This is a genomic window from Actinomadura terrae, from assembly GCF_022751215.1.
Taxonomy (GTDB): domain Bacteria; phylum Actinomycetota; class Actinomycetes; order Streptosporangiales; family Streptosporangiaceae; genus Spirillospora; species Spirillospora terrae.
Genome location: NZ_JAICDG010000010.1, coordinates 67961 through 89350, shown reverse-complemented (window position 1 = coordinate 89350; position 21390 = coordinate 67961). Strand labels below are relative to the sequence as shown.

The following is a 21390-nucleotide window of genomic DNA, read 5'->3' as shown; positions in this document are numbered from 1 at the left end:
GTCCGCATTGCAGCCCGGTCGTCGCCCGGCGGCCGGTGAAGCGTCACCAGAGGAGAAGGAAGCATGGCAGAAGGCACCGTGAAGTGGTTCAACGCGGAAAAGGGCTTCGGTTTCATCGCGCCTGACGGCGGCGGCCCCGACGTGTTCGTCCACTACTCGGCGATCACCACCAGCGGCTACCGCAGCCTGGAGGAGAACCAGCGCGTCGGGTTCGAGATCACCCAGGGCCAGAAGGGCCCGCAGGCCGAAGGCGTCTACCCGCTCTAAGGCTCCCGGCCGATCGCAGGGCTCCGGGCCTCCGGCGGGGTCGCCCCCCGGCGTGAGGCCCGCCCGTCGGCCTTCCGGGCTATCCGGACCGTCGCCCCGGCACCGCATCGCGGATGCCGGGGCGTTCGGCTTCCCCGCCCGGTTGATCCGCGTCCGATGCGGCTGGAGCATCCGCCCGGCCGGTCCCGTCCTGGTCGCCGGGCCCGTCGTCCGGGCGCCCCTGGACGCCTCGGCCGTCGGGTGCGCCTAAGCCGCCCGGGAGGGACGGTGAGGCGGCCGGACACGGTGTGGTCCGCGTCCCCCGCGCCGTCGGCGGGGTGTGCGCCTTGATCGCGACGCTGGCCAGCGCCACCACCATGGCGACGTCGGAGTCGGTGTCGAGCCGGACGGCGACCCAGTCGCCCCCCGGCCGGACCAGCACCCGCCCCGAGTCGGCCAGCGCGCCGCCGAGCCGGTCCAGGACCGCCCGGGTCAGGCACAGCTCCGCCTCGTCACCGGTGTGCAGGTGCATGAACTGGCCGTGCCCCGCGCAGAGCGCGACGCCCACTCCGCAGTCGGCCCGGCCGACCGAGACCCCGGACCATTCCCTGAGCCGGGCGACGACGCGTCCGGCGTTGGAGACCGTGCCACTCCCGCCAGTAGCCACACCGCAATCGTTGCGCCGAGGTGGCGTCCGGCGGAACCTGCCGTGCCGAAATCGTTACGGTCAGAATTTTCCGCGGCCTTGTCCATCCGCTTGTCCATTCGCGCTTGCAGGGCCATGTGCGGCATTTCCGGCAGAAATCAGCAGGGACCCGCCCCGGGGGAGGAGGCGGGAACCGACGCCGCCTCCGGGGCCGGGTCCGTGCCCGCCGTTTCCGTCCGCGGGCGGAGGGCGCCGGCGCTCACCGTCACCATCGCGACGATGCACGTGATCATGGCGAACGCGGCCGGGTAGGAGAACGCGCCCGCCGCCCAGCCGGTCACGGCCGGGGCGGTCAGCCCGGACAGGTAGGTGATCGTCGCGACGCCCGCCACGCCCTCGCCCGCGTTCGCCCCGGTGGCGGCCGCCGCCGCGAAGACCATCGGGACGACGGTCGCGACGCCCACGCCGAGCAGCGCGAACCCGGCGATGCCCGGCCACGGCGCGCGGGCCGTCACCACGAGCACCCCGCCGAGCACGGCGACCGCGCCGCCGCAGCGGACCGTCAGCACCGGGCCGATCCGCCCCACCAGCCGGTCGGCGGCGAGCCGGGTGGCCGCCATGCACGACATGAAGATCGTGAAGCTGGCGGCGGCGAGGCCGGGATCGGTGTCCGCGACCTTGGTGAGGTAGACCGCGGCCCAGTCGGCGCTGGCGCCCTCGGCGAAGGTCCCGCAGAAGCCGACCGCGCCGATGGCGAGGATGGCCCGCCCCGGGAGCGCGAACCGGCGCGGCGCCGGGGCGCCGGGGGCGGCGCGGTCCGGGAACAGCTCCCGGCCCGCGAGCACGCCGGCCGCCAGCAGCGCCAGCGCGACGGTCCCGAGGTGCAGCCTGGCGTCGACGCCGGCGTGGGCGGCGAGGATGCCGATGCCGCCCGCCGCGAGGCTGCCGACGCACCACAGCCCGTGCAGCCCGGAGATGATCGGCCGGCGCAGCCGCCGCTCCAGCATCAGCGCGTGCGCGTTCATGGTGACGTCGCACATGCCGGAGGTGACGCCGAACAGCAGCATCGCCGCGAACAGCCAGCCGGGCGCGGGGGCCAGCGCCGGGAGCGCGAGGACGGCGCACCAGGCGGCGAGCAGCCCGCGCGTCGCGGTGCGCCCGCCGACGCGGTGGGCGAGCCGGCCCGCCATCGGCATCGCCGTGAACGCGCCGACCGAGGGGCACAGCAGGGCGAGCCCGAGGAGGGTCGGCCCGAGGCCGAGCCGGTGCTCGATCCACGGGACCCGGGTCGCGAAGGTTCCGGCCACGGCCCCGTGAACGGCGAAGACGGCGCCGATGGCGCTGCGGTTGCTCATGCTCACCGAAACTAACAGGTAGGCTTCCTGATGAAAATAGATTAACCGGCAGGGTTCCTGACTAATATGGCGGTGTGAAGACGGCGACCCCGACGATGGCGCGCGCGATCAACGACCGGCTCGCGCTCGACCTGCTGCTCGACCGCGGCCCGCTGACGGCCCCGCAGCTGCGCGATCTGACCGGGCTGTCCCGGCCGACCGTGTCCGACCTGATCGAGCGGCTCCGCGCGGACGGGCTGATCGAGGTGACCGGCGAGTCCGGCGCCGACCGGCGCGGCCCGAACGCGCGGCTCTACGGGGTGGTGGCCGGGCTCGCCCACGTCGCCGGGGTCGACCTGCGGCGCGGCGCCGTCCACGTGAGCGTCGCCGACATCGCCGGGACGGTCCGCGGCACGGCCTCCCGCCGGGTCCCGCCGGACCCGGAGCTCGGCGCGCTCGTCGCCGACGCGGTCGTGGACGCGGCGGGCGGCGTCACCCCCCACACGGTCGTCGTCGGCGCCCCCGGGCTGATCCACCCGCGCACGGGCGCGGCGGCCTTCGGCAAGCTGCCCGGCGGACGGCCCGACCTGCGCACGGTGATCGCCGACCGGGTCGGCGTGCCGGTGGTGCTGGAGAACGAGGTCAACCTGGCCGCCATCGCCGAGCACCGGGAGGGCGCCGCCGTCGGGCACGACGACTTCGTGCTGCTGTGGCTGGACGACGGGATCGGCGCGGCGGTCGTCCTGGACGGGCGGCTGCGGCGCGGCGCGTCCGGCGGCGCGGGCGAGGTGGGGCTGCTGAAGTTCGGGGGCACCGACTTCTGCGGCCTGATGGAGACGGGCTTCGCGCGGGGCCTCGGGCCCGAGGCGCTCGCCGACCGGATCGTCGAGGGCGTGTTCGCGCTCGTCGCCGTCCTGGACCCGGGGCTCGTCGTCCTCGGCGGCGCGGTCGGCGGCGGGGGCGGCGACCGGCTCGCGGCGCTGGTCGCGGCGCGGCTCGGCGACCTGTCGCTCGCGCCGACCGAGGTGCGGCCGAGCCTGGTCGCGGGCGACGCCGTCCTGCGCGGCGCGGTGCTGACCGCGCTCGACCTCGCGCGCGACGCCGTCTTCGGCTGAGCCCTGTCCCGGCCGAGCCCCGTCCCGGCCGAGCCGTCAGCCGCCGGTGTAGGCGGCCAGCTCGGCGCGGGCGACGGAGCGGACGTGCACCTCGTCGGGGCCGTCGGCGAGCCGCAGCGCGCGCAGCCCCGCCCACATCTCGGCGAGCGGGGTGTCGTCGCCGACGCCCGCGCCGCCGTGCAGCTGGATCGCCCGGTCCACGACCTCCAGCGCGGCCCGGGGCGCGACCACCTTGATCGCCGCGACCTCCGACCGCGCCGCCGCCACCCCGTGCCGGTCGATCAGCCAGGCGGTCTTGAGCGTGAGCAGCCGCGCCTGCTCGATCGCCATCCGCGACTCGGCGATGCGCTCGCGCACCACGCCCTGCCGGGCCAGCGGCCCGCCGAACGCCTCGCGCGCCAGCGCCCTGCGGCACATCAGCTCCAGCGCCCGCTCGGCCGTGCCGAGGGCGCGCATGCAGTGGTGGACGCGTCCCGGCCCGGCCCGAGCCGCGCCTGCGCGATCGCGAACCCGCCGCCCTCCTCGCCGACCAGGTTCGCCGCCGGGACGCGGACGTCGGTGAAGGTGATCTCGCAGTGGCCGTGCTGGTCCTGGTAGCCGAACACGGGCAGGGCGCGGACGACCTCCACGCCGGGCGCGTCCATCGGCACCAGCACCATCGACTGCCGCCGGTGCGCGGGGGCCGCCGGGTCCGTCCGGCCCATCACGATCATGACCGCGCAGCGCGGGTCGGCCGCCCCGGTGATCCACCACTTGCGGCCGTTGACGACGTAGTCGTCGCCGTCGCGCTCGATCCGGGTGGCGATGTTGGCGGCGTCCGAGCTCGCCACGTCCGGCTCGGTCATCGCGAACGCGCTGCGGATCTCGCCGTCCAGCAGCGGCCGGAGCCACCGGTGCTTCTGCTCGGGCGTCCCGAACAGGTGCAGCACCTCCATGTTGCCGGTGTCGGGCGCCGCGCAGTTGGTCGCCTCGGGCGCGAGGACGGGGGAGCGGCCCGTCAGCTCGGCGAGCGGGGCGTAGTCGGTGACCGAGAGCCCGTGCGCCGGGTCCGTCGCGTCCGGCAGGAACAGGTTCCACAGCCCGCGCCGGCGCGCCTCCCGCTTCAGCTCCTCCACGACCGGCGGGACGTGGTGCTCCCGGCCGAGCGCCGCCAGCTCGCGCCGCTGCGCGGCGTACACCGGCTCGGCCGGGTAGACGCGGGCGTCCATGAAGTCCTGGAGGCGGTCGAGGTGGTCGCGCGCCCGCCCGCTCAACCCGAAGTCCATTCCGCTACAGTAACTGACCAGTCAGTCACTGGGGGTGGGCGTGCGCGCGATCCAGATCACCGAGTTCGGCGGGCCCGAGGTGCTGGTGCCGGCCGAACTGCCCGACCCGGTCGCCGGGCCCGGCCACCTGCTCGTCGAGGTCTCGCGGGCGGGGGTCAACTACGCCGACACCCACCAGGCCGAGAACAGCTACCTACGGGAGCCGGAGCTGCCGCTCGTCCCCGGCGGCGAGGTCGTCGGCACGACCGGCGCCGGGCGCCGCGTGGTCGCGCTGGTCGGCACCGGCGGGTACGCCGAGCGGGCCGTCGCGCCCGCGCCGCTGGCCTGGGACGTCCCGGAGGCCATCGACGACGTCACCGCGCTCGGCCTGCTCGTCCAGGGCGCGTCGGCGTGGCTGCTGCTGCGCCGCAGCGTCCACCTGGCGCCGGGCGAGTCGGTCGTCGTGCACGCGGCGGCGGGCGGGGTCGGGACGCTCGCCGTCCAGCTCGCGCGGGCCTTCGGCGCCGGACGGATCATCGCGACCGCCTCCTCGGCGGAGAAGCGCGCGCTGGCCCTGGAGCTCGGCGCCGACGCCGCCGTCGACGCGGCCGAGCCCGCGCTGAGGGACGCGCTCGTCGAGGCCAACGGCGGCCGCCGCGTCGACGTCGTGCTGGAGATGACCGGCGGGGACGTCACCGACCAGAGCCTGCGCGCCCTCGCCCCCTTCGGGCGGCTCGCCTTCTACGGCATGGCGTCCCGGCGCGAGCCCGCGCCGGTGCCGCCCGCCGCGCTGCTGGCGCACTCCGCCACGATCGCGGGCATGTGGCTGCCGCACGTCTTCCAGCTCCCCGGCGACGTGATGCGCACCGCCCTGGACGAGCTGTTCGGCCTCGCCTCCACCGGGCGGCTGCGGGTCGTCGCGGGCGGCGAGTACGGCCTGACCGAGGCCCGCCGCGCCCACGAGGACCTGCGCGCCCGCCGTACGACCGGCAAGCTCGTCCTCGACCCGTCCCGCTGACCGGGCCGCGGAACCCGGCGGGGGCGCGGCTAGCCGACCAGGCCGTTCTCGTAGGCGTAGACGACCGCCTGCGTCCGGTCGCGCAGCGTGAGCTTGGTCAGCACGTGCCCGACGTGGGTCTTGACCGTCTGCTCGGCCAGCACCAGCTCCGCGGCGATCTCGGCGTTGGACAGCCCGCGCGCGATCAGCCGCAGCACGTCCAGCTCGCGCGGGGTCAGCCCGGCGGTCGCCTTCGGGCTCGGCCGCTGGTGGCGCCGCCGCCGCGCGAAGTCGCCGATCAGCCGCCGGGTGATCGAGGGCGCGAGCAGCGCGTCGCCCGCCGCGACGACCCGCACGCCGCTCACCAGGTCGGCGGCCGAGGCGTCCTTCAGCAGGAACCCGCTGGCCCCCGAGCCGAGCGCCTCGTAGACGTACTCGTCGAGGTCGAAGGTGGTCAGCACGAGCACCTTCGGCCGCGTGGCGGCCGGGTCGGCGTCGGCGATCGGCTCGCCGACCAGCTCGGCGGTCGCGGCGAGCCCGTCCATCTCCGGCATGCGGATGTCCATCACGATCACGTCGGGGTCGAGCTCGCGGGCCATCGCCACCGCCTCGCGGCCGTTGCCCGCCTGCCCGATCACCTCGATCTCCGGGTCGGAGGACAGCAGCGCCGCGAGCCCGTCGCGGATCATCACCTGGTCGTCGGCGATCAGCACCCGAATCGTCACGCCTGCAACCCTATTGGCACGCGCGAACGGTCGCCTCCCCCGCTCCGCCGCTCACTCGCCGTAGGGCAGTTCTGCCACGACCTCCCAGCCGGCGGTCTCGCGGGGGCCCGCCGACAGCGTGCCGCCGAGCATCGTCACGCGCTCGCGCATCCCGACCAGTCCGTGCCCGCCGCCGTGCGACTCCTCCGGCGTGCTGCGGGCCCCGTCGTCGGTGACCCTCACCGTGAGCGTGTCCGACCCGTACCTGACCTCGACGTGGACGCGGGACCCCGGGGCGTAGCGGGCGGCGTTGCTCAGCGACTCCTGGACGATCCGGTACGCCGACAGGTCCACCCCCGCGTCCAGCGGGCGCGGCACGCCGGTGATGACGGTGGCGACCGACAGCCCGTAGCGGCGGCTGGTGGAGACCAGGTCGTCCAGCCGGTCGAGGCCGGGCTGCGGGGCGCGCTCGGCGCCGTCGTCGTCCGAGCGCAGCAGGCCGACGACACGGCGGGTCTCGGTCAGCGCCTCGCGGGCGGCGTCGCGGACGATCCCGAACGTCTGCCGCGCCGCGTCCGGCAGGTCCGGGATCTTGTAGGGGGCCGCCTCCGCCTGCATCGCGATCACCGACATGTGGTGCGCGACCACGTCGTGCAGCTCGCGGGCGATGCGGGCGCGCTCCTCCAGCACCGCCTGGCGGGCGAGGTCCTCGCGGTGCTGCTCCTCGCGCCTGCGCAGCTCCTCCTCCGCGGAGTGCCGGCCGCCGACCGCGTCGCCGAAGGTGAGCGCGAGCACGACGAGCCCGGCGAGGATCATCCCGAACCAGCTCGGCATGCCGAACAGCACGGCCGGGACCAGCGCCCCGACGATCGTGACGGCGCCCGCGCCGACCGTGGTCTCGCGGTCGCAGCCGACGCCGACGAAGAACAGGATCACGATCAGCGCCAGGATCGCGGGGACCGGCCACGGCATGAAGCCGCCGCCGTGCCGCACGATGACCGTCAGCACGAGCCCCGTCATCGCGATCCGCCACGCCGTCAGCGGCCACCGCGCCGCGAACACCAGCGGCGTCGCCTGGAGCACCCCGAGCGGCCAGGAGAGCCCGGCGGGCTGCTGGTCCACCGCGATCGGGATCGCGATGGACCCGGCGGTGAACCCGATCGTGAGGCCGCCCAGGAACAGCAGGAGCGGGATCCGCAGGAACGGGTGCGCGGGCAGCAGCGTGACGGCCGGGTCGTCGGGGCCCGGCACCAGGGCGGCGCGGACGCCCCGGACCAGCCGGGCCCGCCCGCCGACCTCGGGGCGCGATGGTTCGTTCATTTGACAGTGAGCCTAGGACGCGGCGCGCCGCGCCCGCCTGACCCCGGGGAGGGAGATCGGACCCGCTCCCTGGGTATCAGCGGGTTCCGGCGCTGAGCTGGGGCGTCGCCCCTTCTCCTAATTTCCGATTGACTTTATAGGGAATATGGTCCAGGCTGGGAGTCGTGACGTTCACCAGCCTCCACGAGCGCCTCCACGTCGACCTGCGCCGGCAGGCCAGCGCGCTGTGTCCGCACCCGTCCCGCTGAACGGAAAGGACCACGACACACCGCGAGGAGCGACACCGCAATGACCGTCACCACCGAATCGAGCACGCCCGCGAAACAGTCCCGCCGGCCGGTCCCCGCCGGGGAGACGACCCCCCGCGCGTCCCGGAACAACTCTGTCCCCGCCGGGGGGACGACCCCCCGCGCCCCCCGGAACGACCCTTTCGCGCCGCCCCGGCTGGCCGAGCGGGCCCGCGCCCTCGCCCGCGACTCCGGGGACTGGCTGCACCGCGTCCGCCTGGACCCGCAGGGCCGCTGGTACGAGCGGATCCACCAGGACGTCGACCACGAGGTCTGGGTGATCAGCTGGCTCCCCGGCCAGTCCACCGGCTTCCACGACCACGGCGGCTCGTCCGGCGCGTTCGCGGTCGCCCTCGGGACGTTGCAGGAGCACCACGTCCGGTCCGCGCGGGACGTGGGCGTGGGGGAGACGCACGCGTTCGGCCCCGACTACGTCCATGACGTGCGCAACACCTCCGACGCGCCCGCGATCAGCGTCCACGTGTACTCGCCGCCGCTGTCGTCCATGCGGCGCTACGACCTCGACCCCGCCGGGGAGCTCGTCGAGCTCGCGGCAGAGTCCGCCGAGGACTGGTGAGCCCGCGCGGCGGCGCCACCGTCGGCGGCGCTTTGGGGGCACCGTCCCCCGCCCCCGCGGCACCGCCCGACGCTCCGCCGCCCCGGTGATCTTGCGGTGATCGCCGGGGCGACGGAGACTGCGGGGATGACCGATCTCAGGCATCCGATCTTCGCCAGGCTCTACCCGAGGCTGGACGCCGCCGTCGCCAAGGCCGGCGGGGACGACCACCGCGTGGAGCTGCTGGACGGGGCGTCCGGCCGGGTCCTGGAGATCGGCGCCGGGTACGGCGCGAACTTCCCGCACTACCCTGCGGCGGTCACCGAGGTCGTCGCGCTGGAGCCGGAGCCCCGGCTGCGGGCGCTGGCGACCGAGGCGGCGAGCCGCGCGCCCGTCCCGGTGCGGGTCCGCCCCGGCCGCGCCGAGGACCTCGACCTGGACGACGCGTCCGTCGACGTCGTCGTCGCCTCGCTCGTGCTGTGCTCGGTGCGCGACCCGCTCCGCGCCCTCGCCGAGATCAGGCGGGTGCTGCGGCCCGGCGGCGAGCTGCGCTACTACGAGCACGTCCGCGGCCGGACGCCCGGCAAGATCCGCTTCCAGCGCTACGCCGACCTCGCCTGGCCCCTCATCGCCGCCGGCTGCCGCGTCTCCCGCCCGACGGACGAGTGGATCGCGGGCAGCGGGTTCACCGTGCGCGGCCAGCGGCGCTTCGAGTTCCCGCCCACCACCATGCCCAATCCGGCATCGCCGCACGTGATCGGGATCGCCGTGCGCGACTGAGCCGTCGCGGTTCGTCCGCATAACGGCTCCGCTGCGGGGAAGATCCGGCCTATGACCAGTGGATCGCGTTCGATGCCCCGGCGGGGACGCGCCGAGCCGTCGAACTCGGCCTCCACCGCCATTCTCCTGGCCGGCGCCGCCGCGCTCGGCGGCTTCCTGTTCGGCTACGACTCCTCGGTGATCAACGGCACCGTGGACGCGCTGAAGGAGCAGTTCCACCTCAGCTCGTTCGTCGTGGGCTTCGTGGTGTCCTCGGCGCTGCTCGGCTGCGCCGCGGGCGCCTGGTTCGCCGGGCCGCTCAGCGACCGGATCGGCCGCGTCCGGGTGATGCTGATCGCCTCGGCGCTGTTCGTGGTGAGCTCGCTCGGGTCGGCGCTCGCCTTCAACGCCGTGGACCTGACGTTCTGGCGGCTGGTCGGCGGCCTCGCCATCGGCGCCGCCTCGGTGATCGCGCCGGCCTACATCGCCGAGATCGCGCCCGCCGAGCTGCGCGGGCGGCTCGGCTCGCTCCAGCAGATGGCGATCGTGCTCGGCATCTTCGCCGCGCTGGTCGTCGACTACGTCATCGCCAGCGCGTCCGACGGCGGCGCGACCGGGACGTTCCCCTGGGGCGGCGGCGCGTGGCGCTGGATGTTCGCCAGCGCGGTCGTGCCCGCCCTCATGTACGGGGTGATCGCCACGACGATCCCCGAGTCGCCGCGCTACCTCGTCAAGAAGCACGAGACGGCCCGCGCCCGGCAGGTCCTCGCGCGGGTCATGGGACGCGGCGACGTCGACCTGAAGATCAGCGAGATCGTCCGGTCGCTGGCCGGTGACCGCCCGGTCCGGCTGAGCGACCTGCGCGGCCGCCGTTTCGGGCTGATGCCGATCGTCTGGACGGGAATCCTGCTGTCGGTGTTCCAGCAGTTCGTCGGGATCAACGTGATCTTCTACTACTCGTCCTCGCTGTGGCAGGCGGCGGGGATGAGCGAGGACGACGCCATGCTCACCTCCGTGATCAACTCGGTGGTGAACGTCGTGTCCACGCTGGTGGCGATCGCGCTGGTCGACCGGGTCGGGCGCCGGCCGCTGCTGCTGGCGGGCGCGGTGGGCATGGCGGTCACGCTCGCGACGCTCACCGTCTGCTTCGCCACCGCGCCGGTCGTGGACGGCGACCCGCACCTCGGCGACGTCGCCGGGCCCGTCGCGCTCGTCGCGGCCAACGTCTACGTGTTCGCGTTCGCCGCGACCTGGGGGCCGGTCGTGTGGGTGATGCTCGGGGAGATGTTCAACAACGTCATCCGCGCCTCCGCGCTCGCCGTCGCCGCGGCGGCGCAGTGGATCGCGAACTGGCTGATCACCACGACGTTCCCCGGCGTCTCCGGCTACTCGCTCGGCGTCGCCTACGGGATCTACACGCTGTTCGCGATCCTGGCGTCCCTGTTCGTGGTCCGCGGCGTCCCGGAGACCAAGGGACGCGAGCTGGAGGACATGGACGCGATCGCCGTCCCCCGGGCCCGCACCCGTGCGCCGGAGGGCCGCGCCCCGGCCTGAGCCGCGCCTGAGTGCGGCAGGTGGGCGTCGGCGGCCCTGCGGCCGTCTGAGGGCCGTGTGGACCCCCTCCCGGCCCGTGCCGTGGAATGCGCGCGCGGGCGGCGGTCGGCTACAGTAAGGGAATGCGCGCCGTACCGGAGACGACGACGCCGGGTCCACCCCGGCGCGACGGCCGCATGTCCTGACATTGCACGCGGTGAGGCCCCGGGAGCGATCCCGGGGCCTCACGGCTTTGCGACCCCGATCCGCTCCCGACGACCAGCCGCCCGATCATGAGGAGTTCCCGTGTCCACCGTGTCCGATCTGCGCGTCACCCTGGAAGGCGGCGAGCGGGTGGTGCCCGCCGGCACCACCGCGGGGGAGGCGCTGGAGGCCGACGGCCGCTCGGTCGTCGCCGCCCGCGTCAACGGCGAGCTGCGCGACCTGGCGGGCGAGCTGCGCGACGGCGACGTCGTGGCGCCCGTGGAGATCGGCTCGCCGGACGGCCGGGCCATCATGCGGCACTCGGCCGCGCACGTGATGGCGCAGGCCGTCCAGGAGCTGTTCCCCGAGGCCAGGCTGGGCATCGGGCCGCCGGTCGAGAACGGCTTCTACTACGACTTCGACGTCGCCGAGCCGTTCACCCCCGACGACCTCAAGCGCATCGAGAAGCGGATGCGCGAGATCGTCAAGCAGGGGCAGCGGTTCTCCCGGCGCCCCGTCTCCGACGAGGAGGCGCGCGCGGAGCTGGCCGCCGAGCCGTACAAGCTGGAGCTGATCGGCCTCAAGGGCTCCGGCCCGGTCCAGGACGCGGCCGACGGCGCCGACGTCGAGGTCGGCGCCGGCGAGCTGACCATCTACGACAACCTCGACGCCAAGACCGGCGACCTGCGCTGGAAGGACCTGTGCCGCGGGCCGCACCTGCCCACCACCCGCGTCATCCCGGCGTTCAAGCTGATGCGGACCGGCGGCGCCTACTGGCGCGGCAGCGAGAAGAACCCGCAGCTCCAGCGCATCTACGGCACCGCGTGGGAGTCCCGCGAGAAGCAGGACGAGTACCTGAAGCTGCTGGAGGAGGCCGAGAAGCGCGACCACCGCAGGCTCGGCGCCGAGCTGGACCTGTTCTCGTTCCCGTCCGAGATCGGCAGCGGGCTGCCCATCTTCCATCCCAAGGGCGGCGTCGTCCGCCGCGTCATGGAGGACTACTCGCGCCGGCGGCACGAGGCGGCGGGCTATGAGTTCGTCAACACCCCGCACATCACCAAGGGCGACCTGTTCGAGGTGTCCGGCCACCTCGGCTGGTACAAGGACGACATCTTCCCGCCCATGGAGGTCGACGGCGGCGACTACTATCTCAAGCCGATGAACTGCCCGATGCACAACCTGGTCTTCCGGGCGCGCGGGCGGTCCTACCGGGAGCTGCCGCTGCGGCTGTTCGAGTTCGGGTCGGTGTACCGGTTCGAGAAGTCGGGCGTCGTGCACGGCCTCACCCGCGTCCGCGGCATGACCCAGGACGACGCGCACATCTACTGCACCAAGGAGCAGATGGGCGGCGAGCTGAAGGACCTGCTCACCTTCGTCCTCGACCTGCTGCGCGACTACGGCCTGAGCGAGTTCTACCTGGAGCTGTCCACCCGCGACGACTCGCCGAAGTTCATCGGCGAGGACGCCGACTGGGAGGAGGCGACCGAGGCGCTGCGCCAGGCCGCCGAGGAGTCCGGGCTCGACCTCGTCGCCGACCCCGGCGGCGCCGCGTTCTACGGCCCGAAGATCTCCGTCCAGGCCAAGGACGCCATCGGCCGGACCTGGCAGCTGTCCACCATCCAGGTCGACTTCAACCAGCCCAAGCGGTTCGGTCTGGAGTACCAGGCGGCCGACGGCACCCGGCAGCAGCCGGTCATGATCCACCGGGCGCTGTTCGGGTCGATCGAGCGGTTCTTCGGCGTGCTGCTGGAGCACTACGCGGGCGCGATGCCGCCCTGGCTGTCGCCCGTGCAGGCCGTCGGCATCCCGATCGGCGACACCCACGTCCCGCACCTGGAGCGGGTCGCCGAGCGGCTGCGCGAGCGGGGCGTCCGCGTCGAGGTGGACGCCTCGTCCGACCGGATGCAGAAGAAGATCCGCAACGCGCAGAAGCAGAAGATCCCCTACATGCTGCTCGCGGGCGACGACGACGTCGCCAAGGACGCGGTGTCGTTCCGCTACCGCGACGGCGAGCAGCGCAACGCCGTCCCGATCGACGAGGCCGTCGAGGAGATCGTCAAGGCGGTCGAGGCGCGCGTGCAGATCTGAGCCGGTACCCTCTCTCGTCACGTGCCACGACCTGGGAGAGCGCGGAGATGACGTCCACGAGGCCGCGTCGCGGGGCCCGCGGGCCCCGCGTGCCTCGCGGGCTCGGCTCCGCCCCGGTCCGGATCGCCGGCTACGGAACGGCCCTGCTGCTCGTGGTGGCCGCCGTCGTCGTCCTGGTCCTGCCGCTGATCGACGAGGACGAGGGCCGCAGGGGCGCGGCCGGGGCCCGGGTCACCCCGCGGCCCGGCGGCACCCCCTCGGCCGCGGCGCCGGGGGTGTCGGAGCCGCCGATCGTCCCGTCCCCGGGTGGCTCCAAGGGCACGGACGACACCGGGGGCACGGGCGGCCTGCGGCCCGGCACCGGCGGGGGAGAGGGCGGCGGCCCCCCGATGCCGGGCGAGAACGGCGGCGGGACCTCGCTCACCTGGTGCCCGGCGGGAACGGCGTACTACCGCGCGGTCCGCGACGCCGTCGAGGTCGTGATCACGGTGTCGGCCAGCGGCGCGATCCGCGCGGAGATGGCGCTGCGCGGGTACGCGCCCCGGTCGCAGCAGGCGGCCGTGCGGGGCGGCGCGCCGCACACGTTCCGTTTTACCGGCGTCCCGCCGGCGCTCGTCGAACGCGTCAAGGTCACTACGATCTCGCTCGGCGTCGCCATGCAGACCTGCTACGCCCGCGTGGCCGCCCAGTCGCGTGCTCACTGAAGTCCCGGCCCACGGCTGAGGGCGCGCTGAGCCTCCTAGGCGGTCGGCGGGGGCTCGGTGGGCATGCGGACGTCCTCGACGGCGATGTTGACCGCCGCGACGCGCATGCCGAGCATCAGGGCCGCGACCCGTGCCACATTGGCCTTCACGATCCGCGCCACCTCCATGATCACGCTGCCGTAGCCGACGGCGATGCCGAGGTCGAGGGTCACCTCGTCGTCGTGCATCAGGACCCGGACGCCGCCCGTGCCGCGCCCGCCGTCCTGGCCCGGGCGCGGGACCAGCCCGGCGACGCCCCGCACCTCCAGCGCGGCCATCGCCACGAGCTTCTCGACCACCTCGTCGTCGATCGTGATGCGGCCGTCCACGGACGCGGCGTCCCCGGCGTCCCCCGGGGGCGGCGGCGCGTCCGGGGTCTCCTTGGACAGGGGCGGCGCCGAGGCGGGGCCCGGGCCGCCGCCGTGGAGCGTCAGCGGCGTGTGCGCGGCGGCGGGAGCGGGCATGTGCGGGATGAGCGAGGCCGGCGGCGCCGAGAGCGGGGCGCCCGGCGGCAGCGGCCCCGGCCCCGGCCCCGGCCGTCCCGGCGGGCCGGGGTAGAACGGCAGCGACCCGGCCTCGGCGCGCGGCTCGCCGCCGTCGCCGGCGCGGCCCTGGTCGGGGTCGGTCATGATCGCTCCCTGTGGTCGGCTAGGTGACCATGGTGGCGGAGCGGGCCGCCGGACGTCACGCAACAGCGCTTTCGCGGGCGCGTCACCAGCGGGGCCCCGCGGCCGGGGGAGCCCGGCTACAGGGGCCCGCGCGTCCCTCTCTATGCTGCTGGTCAGGCCGTGAACAAAAGGAGACCGCCGCCTTGAGCGCAGAGCCGGATGAGCCGGTGGACCGGACGGGGCGCGACGACGCGTCCGGCGCCGGCTCCGGGACCGAACGCAGCCCCCGCATCGAGGAGGAGAGGGGCGGGGCGGGCACGCCCGACAACTTCCAGCGGCTGTGGACCCCCCACCGCATGGCCTACATCAAGGGCGAGGGCAAGCCGACCGGCACCGAGGCCGACGACGGCTGCCCGTTCTGCGAGATCCCCGCGATGACCGACGAGGACGGCCTCGTCGTGGCGCGCGGCGTGGCGGTGTACGCGGTGCTGAACCTCTACCCCTACAACTCCGGGCACCTCATGGTCGTCCCGTACCGGCACGTCGCCGACTACGGCGACCTCGACGAGCCGGAGTACCGCGAGCTCGCGGTGTTCACCCAGCGAGCCCTCGCGGCGCTGCGCAAGGCCAGCGGCGCGCAGGGGTTCAACGTCGGCATGAACCTCGGCCTGGTCGCGGGCGCGGGCATCGCCGCGCACCTGCACCAGCACGTCGTGCCGCGCTGGGGCGGCGACACCAACTTCATGCCGGTCGTTGGGCACACGAAGGTGCTCCCGCAGCTCCTGCGCGACACCCGGCAGCTGCTCGCCGACGCGTGGCCGCACCCGTGAGCGGCGCGGCGACCGGAGGTTCCGTGCGGTCGGGAGGTCAGATGAGGGAGCGGCCCGTCCTCGTGTACGACGGCGACTGCGGGTTCTGCACGTCCTCGGTGCGGTTCCTGGAGCGCCGCGTGCCCGTGGACGCGACGGTCGTGGCGTTCCAGTTCGCCGACCTCGACGCGCTCGGCACCACGGCGGAGCGGGCCGAGCACGAGGTCCTGTGGATCGACAGGGCGGGCCGGATCAGCGGCGGCGCCGAGGCGATCGGGCGGCTGCTGACCGCCGCGGGCGGCCCCTGGCGCGCGCTGGGCGTCGTCATGCGCGTCCCCCCGGTGAGCTGGGCGGCGCACGTCGTCTACCGGCTGGTGGCGAACAACCGGCAGCGGATGCCGGGCGGCACGGCGGCGTGCGCGCTGCCCGCCGCGCGGCGGCCCGGGGCGTCCGGCTGACGGCGCGGGCCTGACGGCGCGGCCCGGACGGCCCGGCCAGACCTGATCAGGCCTGCGCCGGCTCCGCCGTGTCGTCGGCGGGCGCGGCGGCGGCCCCACCGCGCAGCCGCTCGGGCAGCAGGCCGGTGAGCCGCTCCAGCGGCAGGAACGCCGCCAGCCAGATCGCGTGCGGCAGGAAGTGGATCGTCATCAGCGCGTACGTGACGGCGTGGAAGCCCGCGAAGAACAGCACCAGCAGGTAGAGCGGCCACCCGCGCAGGAACAGCAGCGCGGGCGAGGTCGCCTCCGCCAGGAACATGAACCACTGGCTGATCTTGAGCAGCAGCGGGTAGTCGATGAGGCTGCGCCCGAACGGCGTCCCGCGCCTGCTCAGCGCCCACTGCACGGTGGCGCCGTTCGGCCAGTCGGGGAACCCGCCGATGCGGACCTTCGCCCACGCCGACAGGAAGTAGGCCGCGACCACCGAGATCTGGACGCACCGGATCGACCACGCCGAGGACTCGCAGGGGCGCCGGTCGCCGACGCCCGCGCGTCCGACGCTCGGCAGCACGAACAGGGCGATGACCAGCGCCAGGTGGTCGTGGTCCACCTTGCCGTAGGACATGCTGATCGTGACCCACCACAGGTAGCCGCAGGCCGTGAGGTAGCCGGTGAGCCGGGGCAGGACGCGCCCGGTCGCCGCGACGAGCCCGGCGGCGATCGTCACCACCAGCAGCGCGGTCATGGCGTTCGGCGTGGGCGCGGGTAGGTGCAGCCAGCGCGCCAGCCGCACCGGCTGGTACAGGTCGGCGGGCAGCCGCGCGTGCGCCATCGAGCTACTGGTCAGCAGCAGCATGTCGAACGGCAGGAACCCGTACCCGAGAATCCGCAGCCAGGCGATCCGGGCGCGCGGTACCGGCCCGAACCACCAGCAGTCCCACGGGGTCCGGCGGGGCGCCGCGTCCTGCTGCGTGGGGGCGGGCGTCTCCGGCGCCGCGGCGGCCGTCACCGCACCCCCCAGACGACGGCGTTCGTCCTGGTCGTCGACACGACCTTCCCGTGTTTCAACGTCTGGACCTGCTTCACGATGTAGATCCTGGTGAGCCGGGGCTCCCTCGGGTGCAGCCGGTGCTGCCCCGCCGCGATGCCCTGGAGCAGGGACGGGTCGCGCGCGAGCCGGGTCATCTGGCCCTCGATCTCGGCGCGCTTCATGCCCGACCCCACCGCGTCCATGGACAGCTTCACGTGCGCGCCCGTCGCGGTGTCGGCCTCCAGCCAGTGGGAGACGATCTCGCCGCCGTCGTTCTCGACCGAGAACGCGAACTGCGTCATGGGCCCGAACGGGAAGTCGTCGTCGGCCCCGTAGGCGCTGGTGTAGAGCAGCGCGCCGATGCCGGCCGCCGCGACGGCGGACCGCCAGAGCCTGGCGCGCGTGCCGAGGCGGAGGGCCGGAAAGTGCATCGTCCTACCCTAGGGCCGCCGCTGCCGCGCGGGGACGGACACCGGCTTGCCCGTGCCGCCCCCCGGCCCGCCCGCGCCGCCCGCCTTCGGCGGGGACGCGTTCCGGCGCAGCTCGGAGACCGTGACGAACTCGAAGCCCTTGGCGCGCAGGCCCCGGATCATGGTGGGCAGCTGCCGCACGGCGACCTCGCGGCTGCGCGCGCCGACGTCGTGGGCGAGCAGGATCGTGCCGGGACGGGTGTTGTCGACCACGGCCTTCACCAGCTCGGACGGCTCGTCGCCGAACCGCCGGTCCTGCACCAGCAGCGACCACAGGGCGATGTCGTAGCCGTGCTGGGCGGCGACGTGCAGGGTCGTCCCGCCGAGCCGCCCCCAGGGCGGCCGTAGCAGCGTCGGGGCCCGGCCGGTGACCTCGGTGATCGCCTCGTGGGTGCGGTGGATGGACCGGTAGGCGCGGGCGTGGCTCATCCTCGACAGGTCGTCGTGGTTCCAGGTGTGGTTGCCGACCTCGTGGCGGCCGAGCCGCCCCTTGACCAGCCCGGCGTTGCGGACGAGCCGGCTGCCGACGACGAAGAACGTGGCGCTGACCCGCTCGGCGTCCAGGATGTCGAGGGTCTGCGGCGTCCAGTGGCCCATCGGCCCGTCGTCGAAGGTGAGCGCCGCCAGCCGGCGCGCGGTGTCGACGGCCCAGACGACCTCGACCTGCCCGCCCTCCGGCCGCCAGGAGTCCACCGACGACGCCGACAGCGGCGCCGCGTCGCGCTTCCACTCCTGTTCGGCGGCTACTCCCGCACCGCCCACCAGAAGCCCCCCGGCGGCGAGCCCGAGCCCCTTGAGCACCCGGCGCCGCCCCGGCCGCCGTTCCATCCCCGTAGCGTCCATAGCATGATCCAGCGTGTCACGCCGGGTCTTGGAGTTGATCGACCGGGCGGCTGAACCGCCACTCACCCTGTGGGATGAGAGGCGGGTGGCGTGAGGATGAACTTCAGGGGGAGATCCCAGGTGGGGGCGGCCCGGCCGGACCCGGCCGCCCCCATGTCCTCCGGTGGGGGTCAGCCGTCGCGCGAGCCCGCGGCGACCTTCTCGGCGAGGTGCGAGGGGAGCGGCTCGTAGCGGAGGAAGCCGCGGTTGAAGGTGCCGGTGCCCTGGGACATGGACCGCAGGTCGATCGCGTACCGGATGATCTCCAGCTGCGGGACCTCCGCCTTGATCATCGTTCGGCCGCCCGGGACGGCCTCGGAGCCGAGGACCCGGCCGCGCCGGGAGGTCAGGTCGGACATGACCGCGCCCACGTACTCGTCGGCGATCAGCACGGCCACCTCGTCCACCGGCTCCAGCAGCAGGATCGGCACCGCGCCCGCCGCGTCCTTCAGGGCGAGGGCCCCGGCGGCCTGGAAGGCCATGTCGGAGGAGTCGACCGAGTGGGCCTTGCCGTCGTGCAGGGTGACCTTGATGTCCACGAGCGGGTAGCCCGCGGACACGCCGCGCCCCATCTGCTGCCGGACGCCCTTCTCCACCGAGGGGATGAACTGCCGGGGCACCACCCCTCCGACGATCTTGTCGACGAACTCGAACCCCTCGCCGGACGGCAGCGGCTCCACGTCGATGTGGCAGATGCCGTACTGGCCGTGCCCGCCGCTCTGCTTGACGTGCCGGCCGAGACCCTTGGCCGCGCCGCCGAACGTCTCGCGCAGCGGGACCCGCAGGTCGATCCGCTCGACCTCGACGCCGTAGCGGGCGCGCAGCCGGTCGATCAGCACGTCCGCGTGCGCCTCGCCCATGCACCACAGGACGAGCTGGCGGGTCTCGGGGTTGTTCTCCAGGCGGAGCGTCGGGTCCTCGGCGACGAGCCGGGCGAGGGCCTGGCTGAGCTTGTCCTCGTCCGCCTTGGAATGGGCCCGGATCGCGACCGGCAGCAGCGGGTCGGGCATCGACCAGGGAGCCATCAGCATGGGCGCCGACGGGTCGGAGAGGGTGTCGCCGGTCTCGGCGCGCGCCAGCTTGGCCACCGCGCAGATGTCGCCCGCCGCGCAGGAGGAGACGGTCCGCTGGGTCTTGCCGAGCGGCGAGGTGAGGGCGCCGACGCGCTCGTCGACGTCGTGGTCCTCGTGGCCCCGGTCCGCCATGCCGTGCCCGGAGACGTGCACGACGCTGTCGGGACGCAGCGTCCCGGAGAACACGCGGACCAGCGAGATCCGGCCGACGTAGGGGTCGGAGGTGGTCTTGACGACCTCGGCGACCAGCGGCCCCTCGGGGTCGCAGGCGAGCTCCTTGGGCGGCCCGCCCTTCACCGGCGTCACGGGCGGGATGCCGTGCTCCAGCGGGGACGGGAACGCCTGCGCCATGAGCTCCAGCAGCTCCCGCATCCCGATCACCGGGCCGGGATGGTCGCCGTGCGGCACCGACGTGGCGAGGACGGGGTAGAAGCTGCCCCGCGCGACCGCGGTCTCCAGGTCCTCGATGAGGGCCTTGACGTCGATCTCCTCACCGGACAGGTACCGGTCCATGAGGGTCTCGTCCTCGCTCTCCTGGATGATCCCCTCGATCAGCGACGCGCGCTGCTCGGCGATCTGGTCCAGGTAGCGGGGGTCGGGGTCGCACTCGGTGCGCTCGCCGGTGGAGTAGTCCAGGCAGCGGCGCGTCAGCAGCCCGACCAGGCCGGCCAGCCCGTCGTCGCCCGCCGCCGGGAAGTACAGCGGCAGCACGCCCTCGCCGAAGGCGTCCTGGCAGCCGAGCACGACGTCGTCGAAGTCGCCGCGCTGCTGGTCGATCTTGGTGATGACGACCGCGCGGGGCATCTGGACGGCCGCGCACTCCTCCCACAGCATCCGGGTCAGCCCGTCGACGCCGTCCACCGCCGAGATCACGAACAGCGCGGCGTCGGCGGCCCGCAGCCCGGCCCGCAGGTCGCCGGTGAAGTCGGCGTACCCGGGGGTGTCGAGCAGGTTGATCTTGATGTCGCCGTACTGGAGGGGCGCGAGCGCGAGGTTGACCGAGCGCTGCTGGCGCATCTCGACCTCGTCGAAGTCGCTGACGGTGGTGCCGTCCTCGACCCGCCCCGCGCGCTGCACCGTCCCCGTCGCGGCCAGCAGCGCCTCCACCAGCGTGGTCTTGCCCGCCCCCGAATGGCCGACCAGCGCGACGTTGCGCACCCTGTCGCACCCGCCGGCCTCCGGTGCCCTGCCGGGGGCTCCCGGGTGGCCTCCCTTGTCCGCCATGACTACCTCCTCGGACGGGCCTCGCCGCGGAGGCCCGCGTGCGGCTGGGGCCACGGCCCGGCGGGCCCGGCCCTGACGTCCGAGTGCGGCGTCCGACCTCGTCCAACGTGCGTGACCGACGTCACACCCGTGTCAACACCTTTTCCCGTGACGGCCAGGATCACAAGGGGTGAACGCCAAACATCCGTCATCTCTCCGCCGCGCTCCGGACCGGCGCGCCGCGCCCTCGCCTGACCTGGGGCTGATCCCGGTCCGGCCATCGGGGGCCGGTTCGCGCACTACGATTGGGCGCGCCGCGCGGCCCGCGGCGCCCCCGGGGCGCCCCCCGCCGCCCCTCGGCCCCACAACCACGAGAACGGACGGCGATGCTCAACAGAATCAGGCCCGCGCTGGGGCGCGTGCTGACCCCCATCGGAGGGGCGGTCGCGCGGACCGGGGTCTCGCCCAACGCCATCACCGTGATCGGGACCGTCGGCGTCTCCGCGGGCGCTCTCGGCCTGTTCCCGCGCGGGGAGTTCTTCTGGGGCACGATGGTCATCACCGCGTTCGTGCTGTTCGACATGCTGGACGGCGCCGTCGCCCGCGTCACCGGCAAGATCTCCAAGTTCGGCGCGTTCCTGGACTCCACGATGGACCGGGTCGCCGACGCCGCGATCTTCGCCGGCCTGATGATCGGCCTGTACCGGGACGGCCGGGAGGTGCTCGCCGGCGTCGCCCTGTACTGCCTGGTGGCCGGGGTCGTGGTGTCCTACGCCAGGGCCCGCGCCGAGGGGCTCGGGTACACCTGCAACGTGGGGATCGCGGAACGCGCGGAACGGCTGATCGTCGCGCTGGTGGCCGCCGGGTTCGACGGGCTTGGCGTCCCCTACATCCTGGCGCTGGCGCTGTGGGCGCTCGCCGCGCTCAGCACGGTCACGGTCGGGCAGCGGTTCGCGACCGTGTACGCGCAGGCGAAGGCCGACCCCGCGCCCCAGCCGGCGTCGGAGCCCGCGCCGGGCCGCCCGTCCGAACCCGCCAGGCCCAAAGCGGAGCGAAGGCCGTGACCCGGCCGCGCGGCGCCGCCCCGGCCTCGGTCCGCGAC

The 21390-nt window shown here is 74.3% G+C and carries 21 protein-coding genes and 1 pseudogene; 12 read left to right on the top strand and 10 right to left on the bottom strand.

Annotated features, from left to right (window positions below; translation table 11 throughout):
• The first annotated feature begins 63 nt into the window (after positions 1-63).
• Entirely contained in the window at positions 64-267 is a 204-nt protein-coding gene (locus K2F47_RS39020; RefSeq protein ID WP_030173892.1) for a cold-shock protein, read from the top strand.
• 79 nt (positions 268-346) lie between these two features.
• Here K2F47_RS39020 and K2F47_RS39015 read toward each other — a convergent pair whose 3' ends face one another.
• Together K2F47_RS39015 and K2F47_RS39010 are read right to left on the bottom strand one after the other, a co-directional pair.
• Positions 347-913 (bottom strand): luciferase domain-containing protein, encoded by a 567-nt coding sequence (locus tag K2F47_RS39015; RefSeq protein ID WP_242911285.1) that lies wholly within the window; start codon positions 911-913, stop codon positions 347-349.
• Between the two features lie 137 nt (positions 914-1050).
• On the bottom strand, positions 1051-2247 hold the full coding sequence (locus tag K2F47_RS39010; protein WP_242911284.1) for an MFS transporter: 1197 nt from the start codon (positions 2245-2247) through the stop codon (positions 1051-1053).
• Between the two features lie 74 nt (positions 2248-2321).
• Here K2F47_RS39010 and K2F47_RS39005 point away from each other — a divergent pair, with 74 nt between their 5' ends.
• Positions 2322-3341, top strand: coding sequence for an ROK family transcriptional regulator (locus K2F47_RS39005; protein WP_242911283.1), 1020 nt, complete (start codon positions 2322-2324; stop codon positions 3339-3341).
• A gap of 36 nt (positions 3342-3377) precedes the next feature.
• Here the strand turns inward: K2F47_RS39005 and K2F47_RS39000 are convergent.
• Positions 3378-4606: pseudogene (locus K2F47_RS39000) on the bottom strand (acyl-CoA dehydrogenase family protein).
• Between the two features lie 40 nt (positions 4607-4646).
• Here K2F47_RS39000 and K2F47_RS38995 point away from each other — a divergent pair.
• The gene (locus K2F47_RS38995; RefSeq protein WP_242911282.1) at positions 4647-5603 is read left to right on the top strand and encodes a quinone oxidoreductase family protein; all 957 of its coding nucleotides are present in this window, start codon (positions 4647-4649) and stop codon (positions 5601-5603) included.
• Positions 5604-5632: 29 nt separating this feature from the next.
• Here K2F47_RS38995 and K2F47_RS38990 read toward each other — a convergent pair whose 3' ends face one another.
• Together K2F47_RS38990 and K2F47_RS38985 are read right to left on the bottom strand one after the other, a co-directional pair.
• Positions 5633-6307: a response regulator gene (locus K2F47_RS38990; protein WP_308198541.1), complete on the bottom strand. Its 675-nt coding sequence runs from the start codon at positions 6305-6307 to the stop codon at positions 5633-5635.
• Positions 6308-6358: 51 nt separating this feature from the next.
• Entirely contained in the window at positions 6359-7606 is a 1248-nt protein-coding gene (locus K2F47_RS38985) for a sensor histidine kinase (protein WP_242911281.1), read from the bottom strand.
• Between the two features lie 164 nt (positions 7607-7770).
• Between K2F47_RS38985 and K2F47_RS41880 the strand changes: the two genes are divergently transcribed.
• The 6 genes from K2F47_RS41880 (at position 7771) to K2F47_RS38960 (ending at position 13737) form a co-directional block, all read left to right on the top strand.
• Positions 7771-7854, top strand: coding sequence for a putative leader peptide (locus K2F47_RS41880; RefSeq protein ID WP_372491008.1), 84 nt, complete (start codon positions 7771-7773; stop codon positions 7852-7854).
• Between the two features lie 40 nt (positions 7855-7894).
• The gene (locus K2F47_RS38980) at positions 7895-8470 is read left to right on the top strand and encodes a cysteine dioxygenase (RefSeq protein WP_242911280.1); all 576 of its coding nucleotides are present in this window, start codon (positions 7895-7897) and stop codon (positions 8468-8470) included.
• Positions 8471-8596: 126 nt separating this feature from the next.
• Complete coding sequence (locus tag K2F47_RS38975; RefSeq protein WP_242911279.1) at positions 8597-9229, top strand: class I SAM-dependent methyltransferase; 633 nt, start codon at positions 8597-8599, stop codon at positions 9227-9229.
• Between the two features lie 51 nt (positions 9230-9280).
• A complete protein-coding gene (locus K2F47_RS38970) occupies positions 9281-10762 on the top strand; it encodes a sugar porter family MFS transporter (protein ID WP_242911278.1) in 1482 nt (493 codons plus the stop codon).
• Positions 10763-11047: 285 nt separating this feature from the next.
• Complete coding sequence (thrS, locus tag K2F47_RS38965; protein ID WP_242911277.1) at positions 11048-13033, top strand: threonine--tRNA ligase; 1986 nt, start codon at positions 11048-11050, stop codon at positions 13031-13033.
• Between the two features lie 89 nt (positions 13034-13122).
• On the top strand, positions 13123-13737 hold the full coding sequence (locus K2F47_RS38960) for a hypothetical protein (protein ID WP_242911276.1): 615 nt from the start codon (positions 13123-13125) through the stop codon (positions 13735-13737).
• 35 nt (positions 13738-13772) lie between these two features.
• On the opposite strand, the gene K2F47_RS38955 is transcribed toward K2F47_RS38960, so the two are convergent.
• Positions 13773-14405: an Asp23/Gls24 family envelope stress response protein gene (locus K2F47_RS38955; protein WP_242911275.1), complete on the bottom strand. Its 633-nt coding sequence runs from the start codon at positions 14403-14405 to the stop codon at positions 13773-13775.
• A 182-nt stretch (positions 14406-14587) separates the two neighbouring features.
• Between K2F47_RS38955 and K2F47_RS38950 the strand changes: the two genes are divergently transcribed.
• Positions 14588-15214 carry an HIT family protein gene (locus tag K2F47_RS38950; RefSeq protein ID WP_372491005.1) on the top strand — a complete coding sequence of 209 codons (627 nt, stop codon included), beginning with the start codon at positions 14588-14590 and terminating at the stop codon, positions 15212-15214.
• Between the two features lie 41 nt (positions 15215-15255).
• Positions 15256-15651, top strand: coding sequence for a thiol-disulfide oxidoreductase DCC family protein (locus K2F47_RS38945; protein ID WP_242911274.1), 396 nt, complete (start codon positions 15256-15258; stop codon positions 15649-15651).
• Between the two features lie 46 nt (positions 15652-15697).
• On the opposite strand, the gene K2F47_RS38940 is transcribed toward K2F47_RS38945, so the two are convergent.
• The 4 genes from K2F47_RS38940 to K2F47_RS38925 all read right to left on the bottom strand — a co-directional run bounded on the left by K2F47_RS38940 (position 15698) and on the right by K2F47_RS38925 (position 20309).
• Positions 15698-16639, bottom strand: coding sequence for an HTTM domain-containing protein (locus tag K2F47_RS38940; RefSeq protein ID WP_242911273.1), 942 nt, complete (start codon positions 16637-16639; stop codon positions 15698-15700).
• Positions 16636-17091, bottom strand: a complete 456-nt coding sequence (locus K2F47_RS38935; RefSeq protein WP_242911272.1) for a hypothetical protein — start codon at positions 17089-17091, stop codon at positions 16636-16638. The genes K2F47_RS38940 and K2F47_RS38935 overlap by 4 nt, the downstream gene beginning before the upstream one ends.
• A gap of 9 nt (positions 17092-17100) precedes the next feature.
• A complete protein-coding gene (locus K2F47_RS38930; protein WP_242911271.1) occupies positions 17101-17958 on the bottom strand; it encodes a polysaccharide deacetylase family protein in 858 nt (285 codons plus the stop codon).
• 185 nt (positions 17959-18143) lie between these two features.
• Positions 18144-20309: an elongation factor G-like protein EF-G2 gene (locus K2F47_RS38925; RefSeq protein ID WP_242911270.1), complete on the bottom strand. Its 2166-nt coding sequence runs from the start codon at positions 20307-20309 to the stop codon at positions 18144-18146.
• A gap of 365 nt (positions 20310-20674) precedes the next feature.
• On the opposite strand from K2F47_RS38925, the gene pgsA reads away from it, so the two are divergent.
• Positions 20675-21352: a phosphatidylinositol phosphate synthase gene (pgsA, locus tag K2F47_RS38920; protein ID WP_242911269.1), complete on the top strand. Its 678-nt coding sequence runs from the start codon at positions 20675-20677 to the stop codon at positions 21350-21352.
• Positions 21353-21390 lie beyond the last annotated feature (38 nt).

What these genes read in the sequence shown, in the direction of transcription:
- K2F47_RS39020 (WP_030173892.1), top strand. Translation starts at nt 64, where the DNA reads ATGGCAGAAGGCACCGTGAAGTGGTTCAACGCGGAAAAGGGCTTCGGT.
- K2F47_RS39010 (WP_242911284.1), bottom strand. Translation starts at nt 2,247, where the DNA reads ATGAGCAACCGCAGCGCCATCGGCGCCGTCTTCGCCGTTCACGGGGCC.
- K2F47_RS38985 (WP_242911281.1), bottom strand. Translation starts at nt 7,606, where the DNA reads ATGAACGAACCATCGCGCCCCGAGGTCGGCGGGCGGGCCCGGCTGGTC.
- K2F47_RS38980 (WP_242911280.1), top strand. Translation starts at nt 7,895, where the DNA reads ATGACCGTCACCACCGAATCGAGCACGCCCGCGAAACAGTCCCGCCGG.
- K2F47_RS38975 (WP_242911279.1), top strand. Translation starts at nt 8,597, where the DNA reads ATGACCGATCTCAGGCATCCGATCTTCGCCAGGCTCTACCCGAGGCTG.
- K2F47_RS38970 (WP_242911278.1), top strand. Translation starts at nt 9,281, where the DNA reads ATGACCAGTGGATCGCGTTCGATGCCCCGGCGGGGACGCGCCGAGCCG.
- K2F47_RS38955 (WP_242911275.1), bottom strand. Translation starts at nt 14,405, where the DNA reads ATGACCGACCCCGACCAGGGCCGCGCCGGCGACGGCGGCGAGCCGCGC.
- K2F47_RS38945 (WP_242911274.1), top strand. Translation starts at nt 15,256, where the DNA reads ATGAGGGAGCGGCCCGTCCTCGTGTACGACGGCGACTGCGGGTTCTGC.
- K2F47_RS38935 (WP_242911272.1), bottom strand. Translation starts at nt 17,091, where the DNA reads ATGCACTTTCCGGCCCTCCGCCTCGGCACGCGCGCCAGGCTCTGGCGG.
- K2F47_RS38930 (WP_242911271.1), bottom strand. Translation starts at nt 17,958, where the DNA reads ATGGAACGGCGGCCGGGGCGGCGCCGGGTGCTCAAGGGGCTCGGGCTC.
- K2F47_RS38925 (WP_242911270.1), bottom strand. Translation starts at nt 20,309, where the DNA reads ATGGCGGACAAGGGAGGCCACCCGGGAGCCCCCGGCAGGGCACCGGAG.
- pgsA (WP_242911269.1), top strand. Translation starts at nt 20,675, where the DNA reads ATGCTCAACAGAATCAGGCCCGCGCTGGGGCGCGTGCTGACCCCCATC.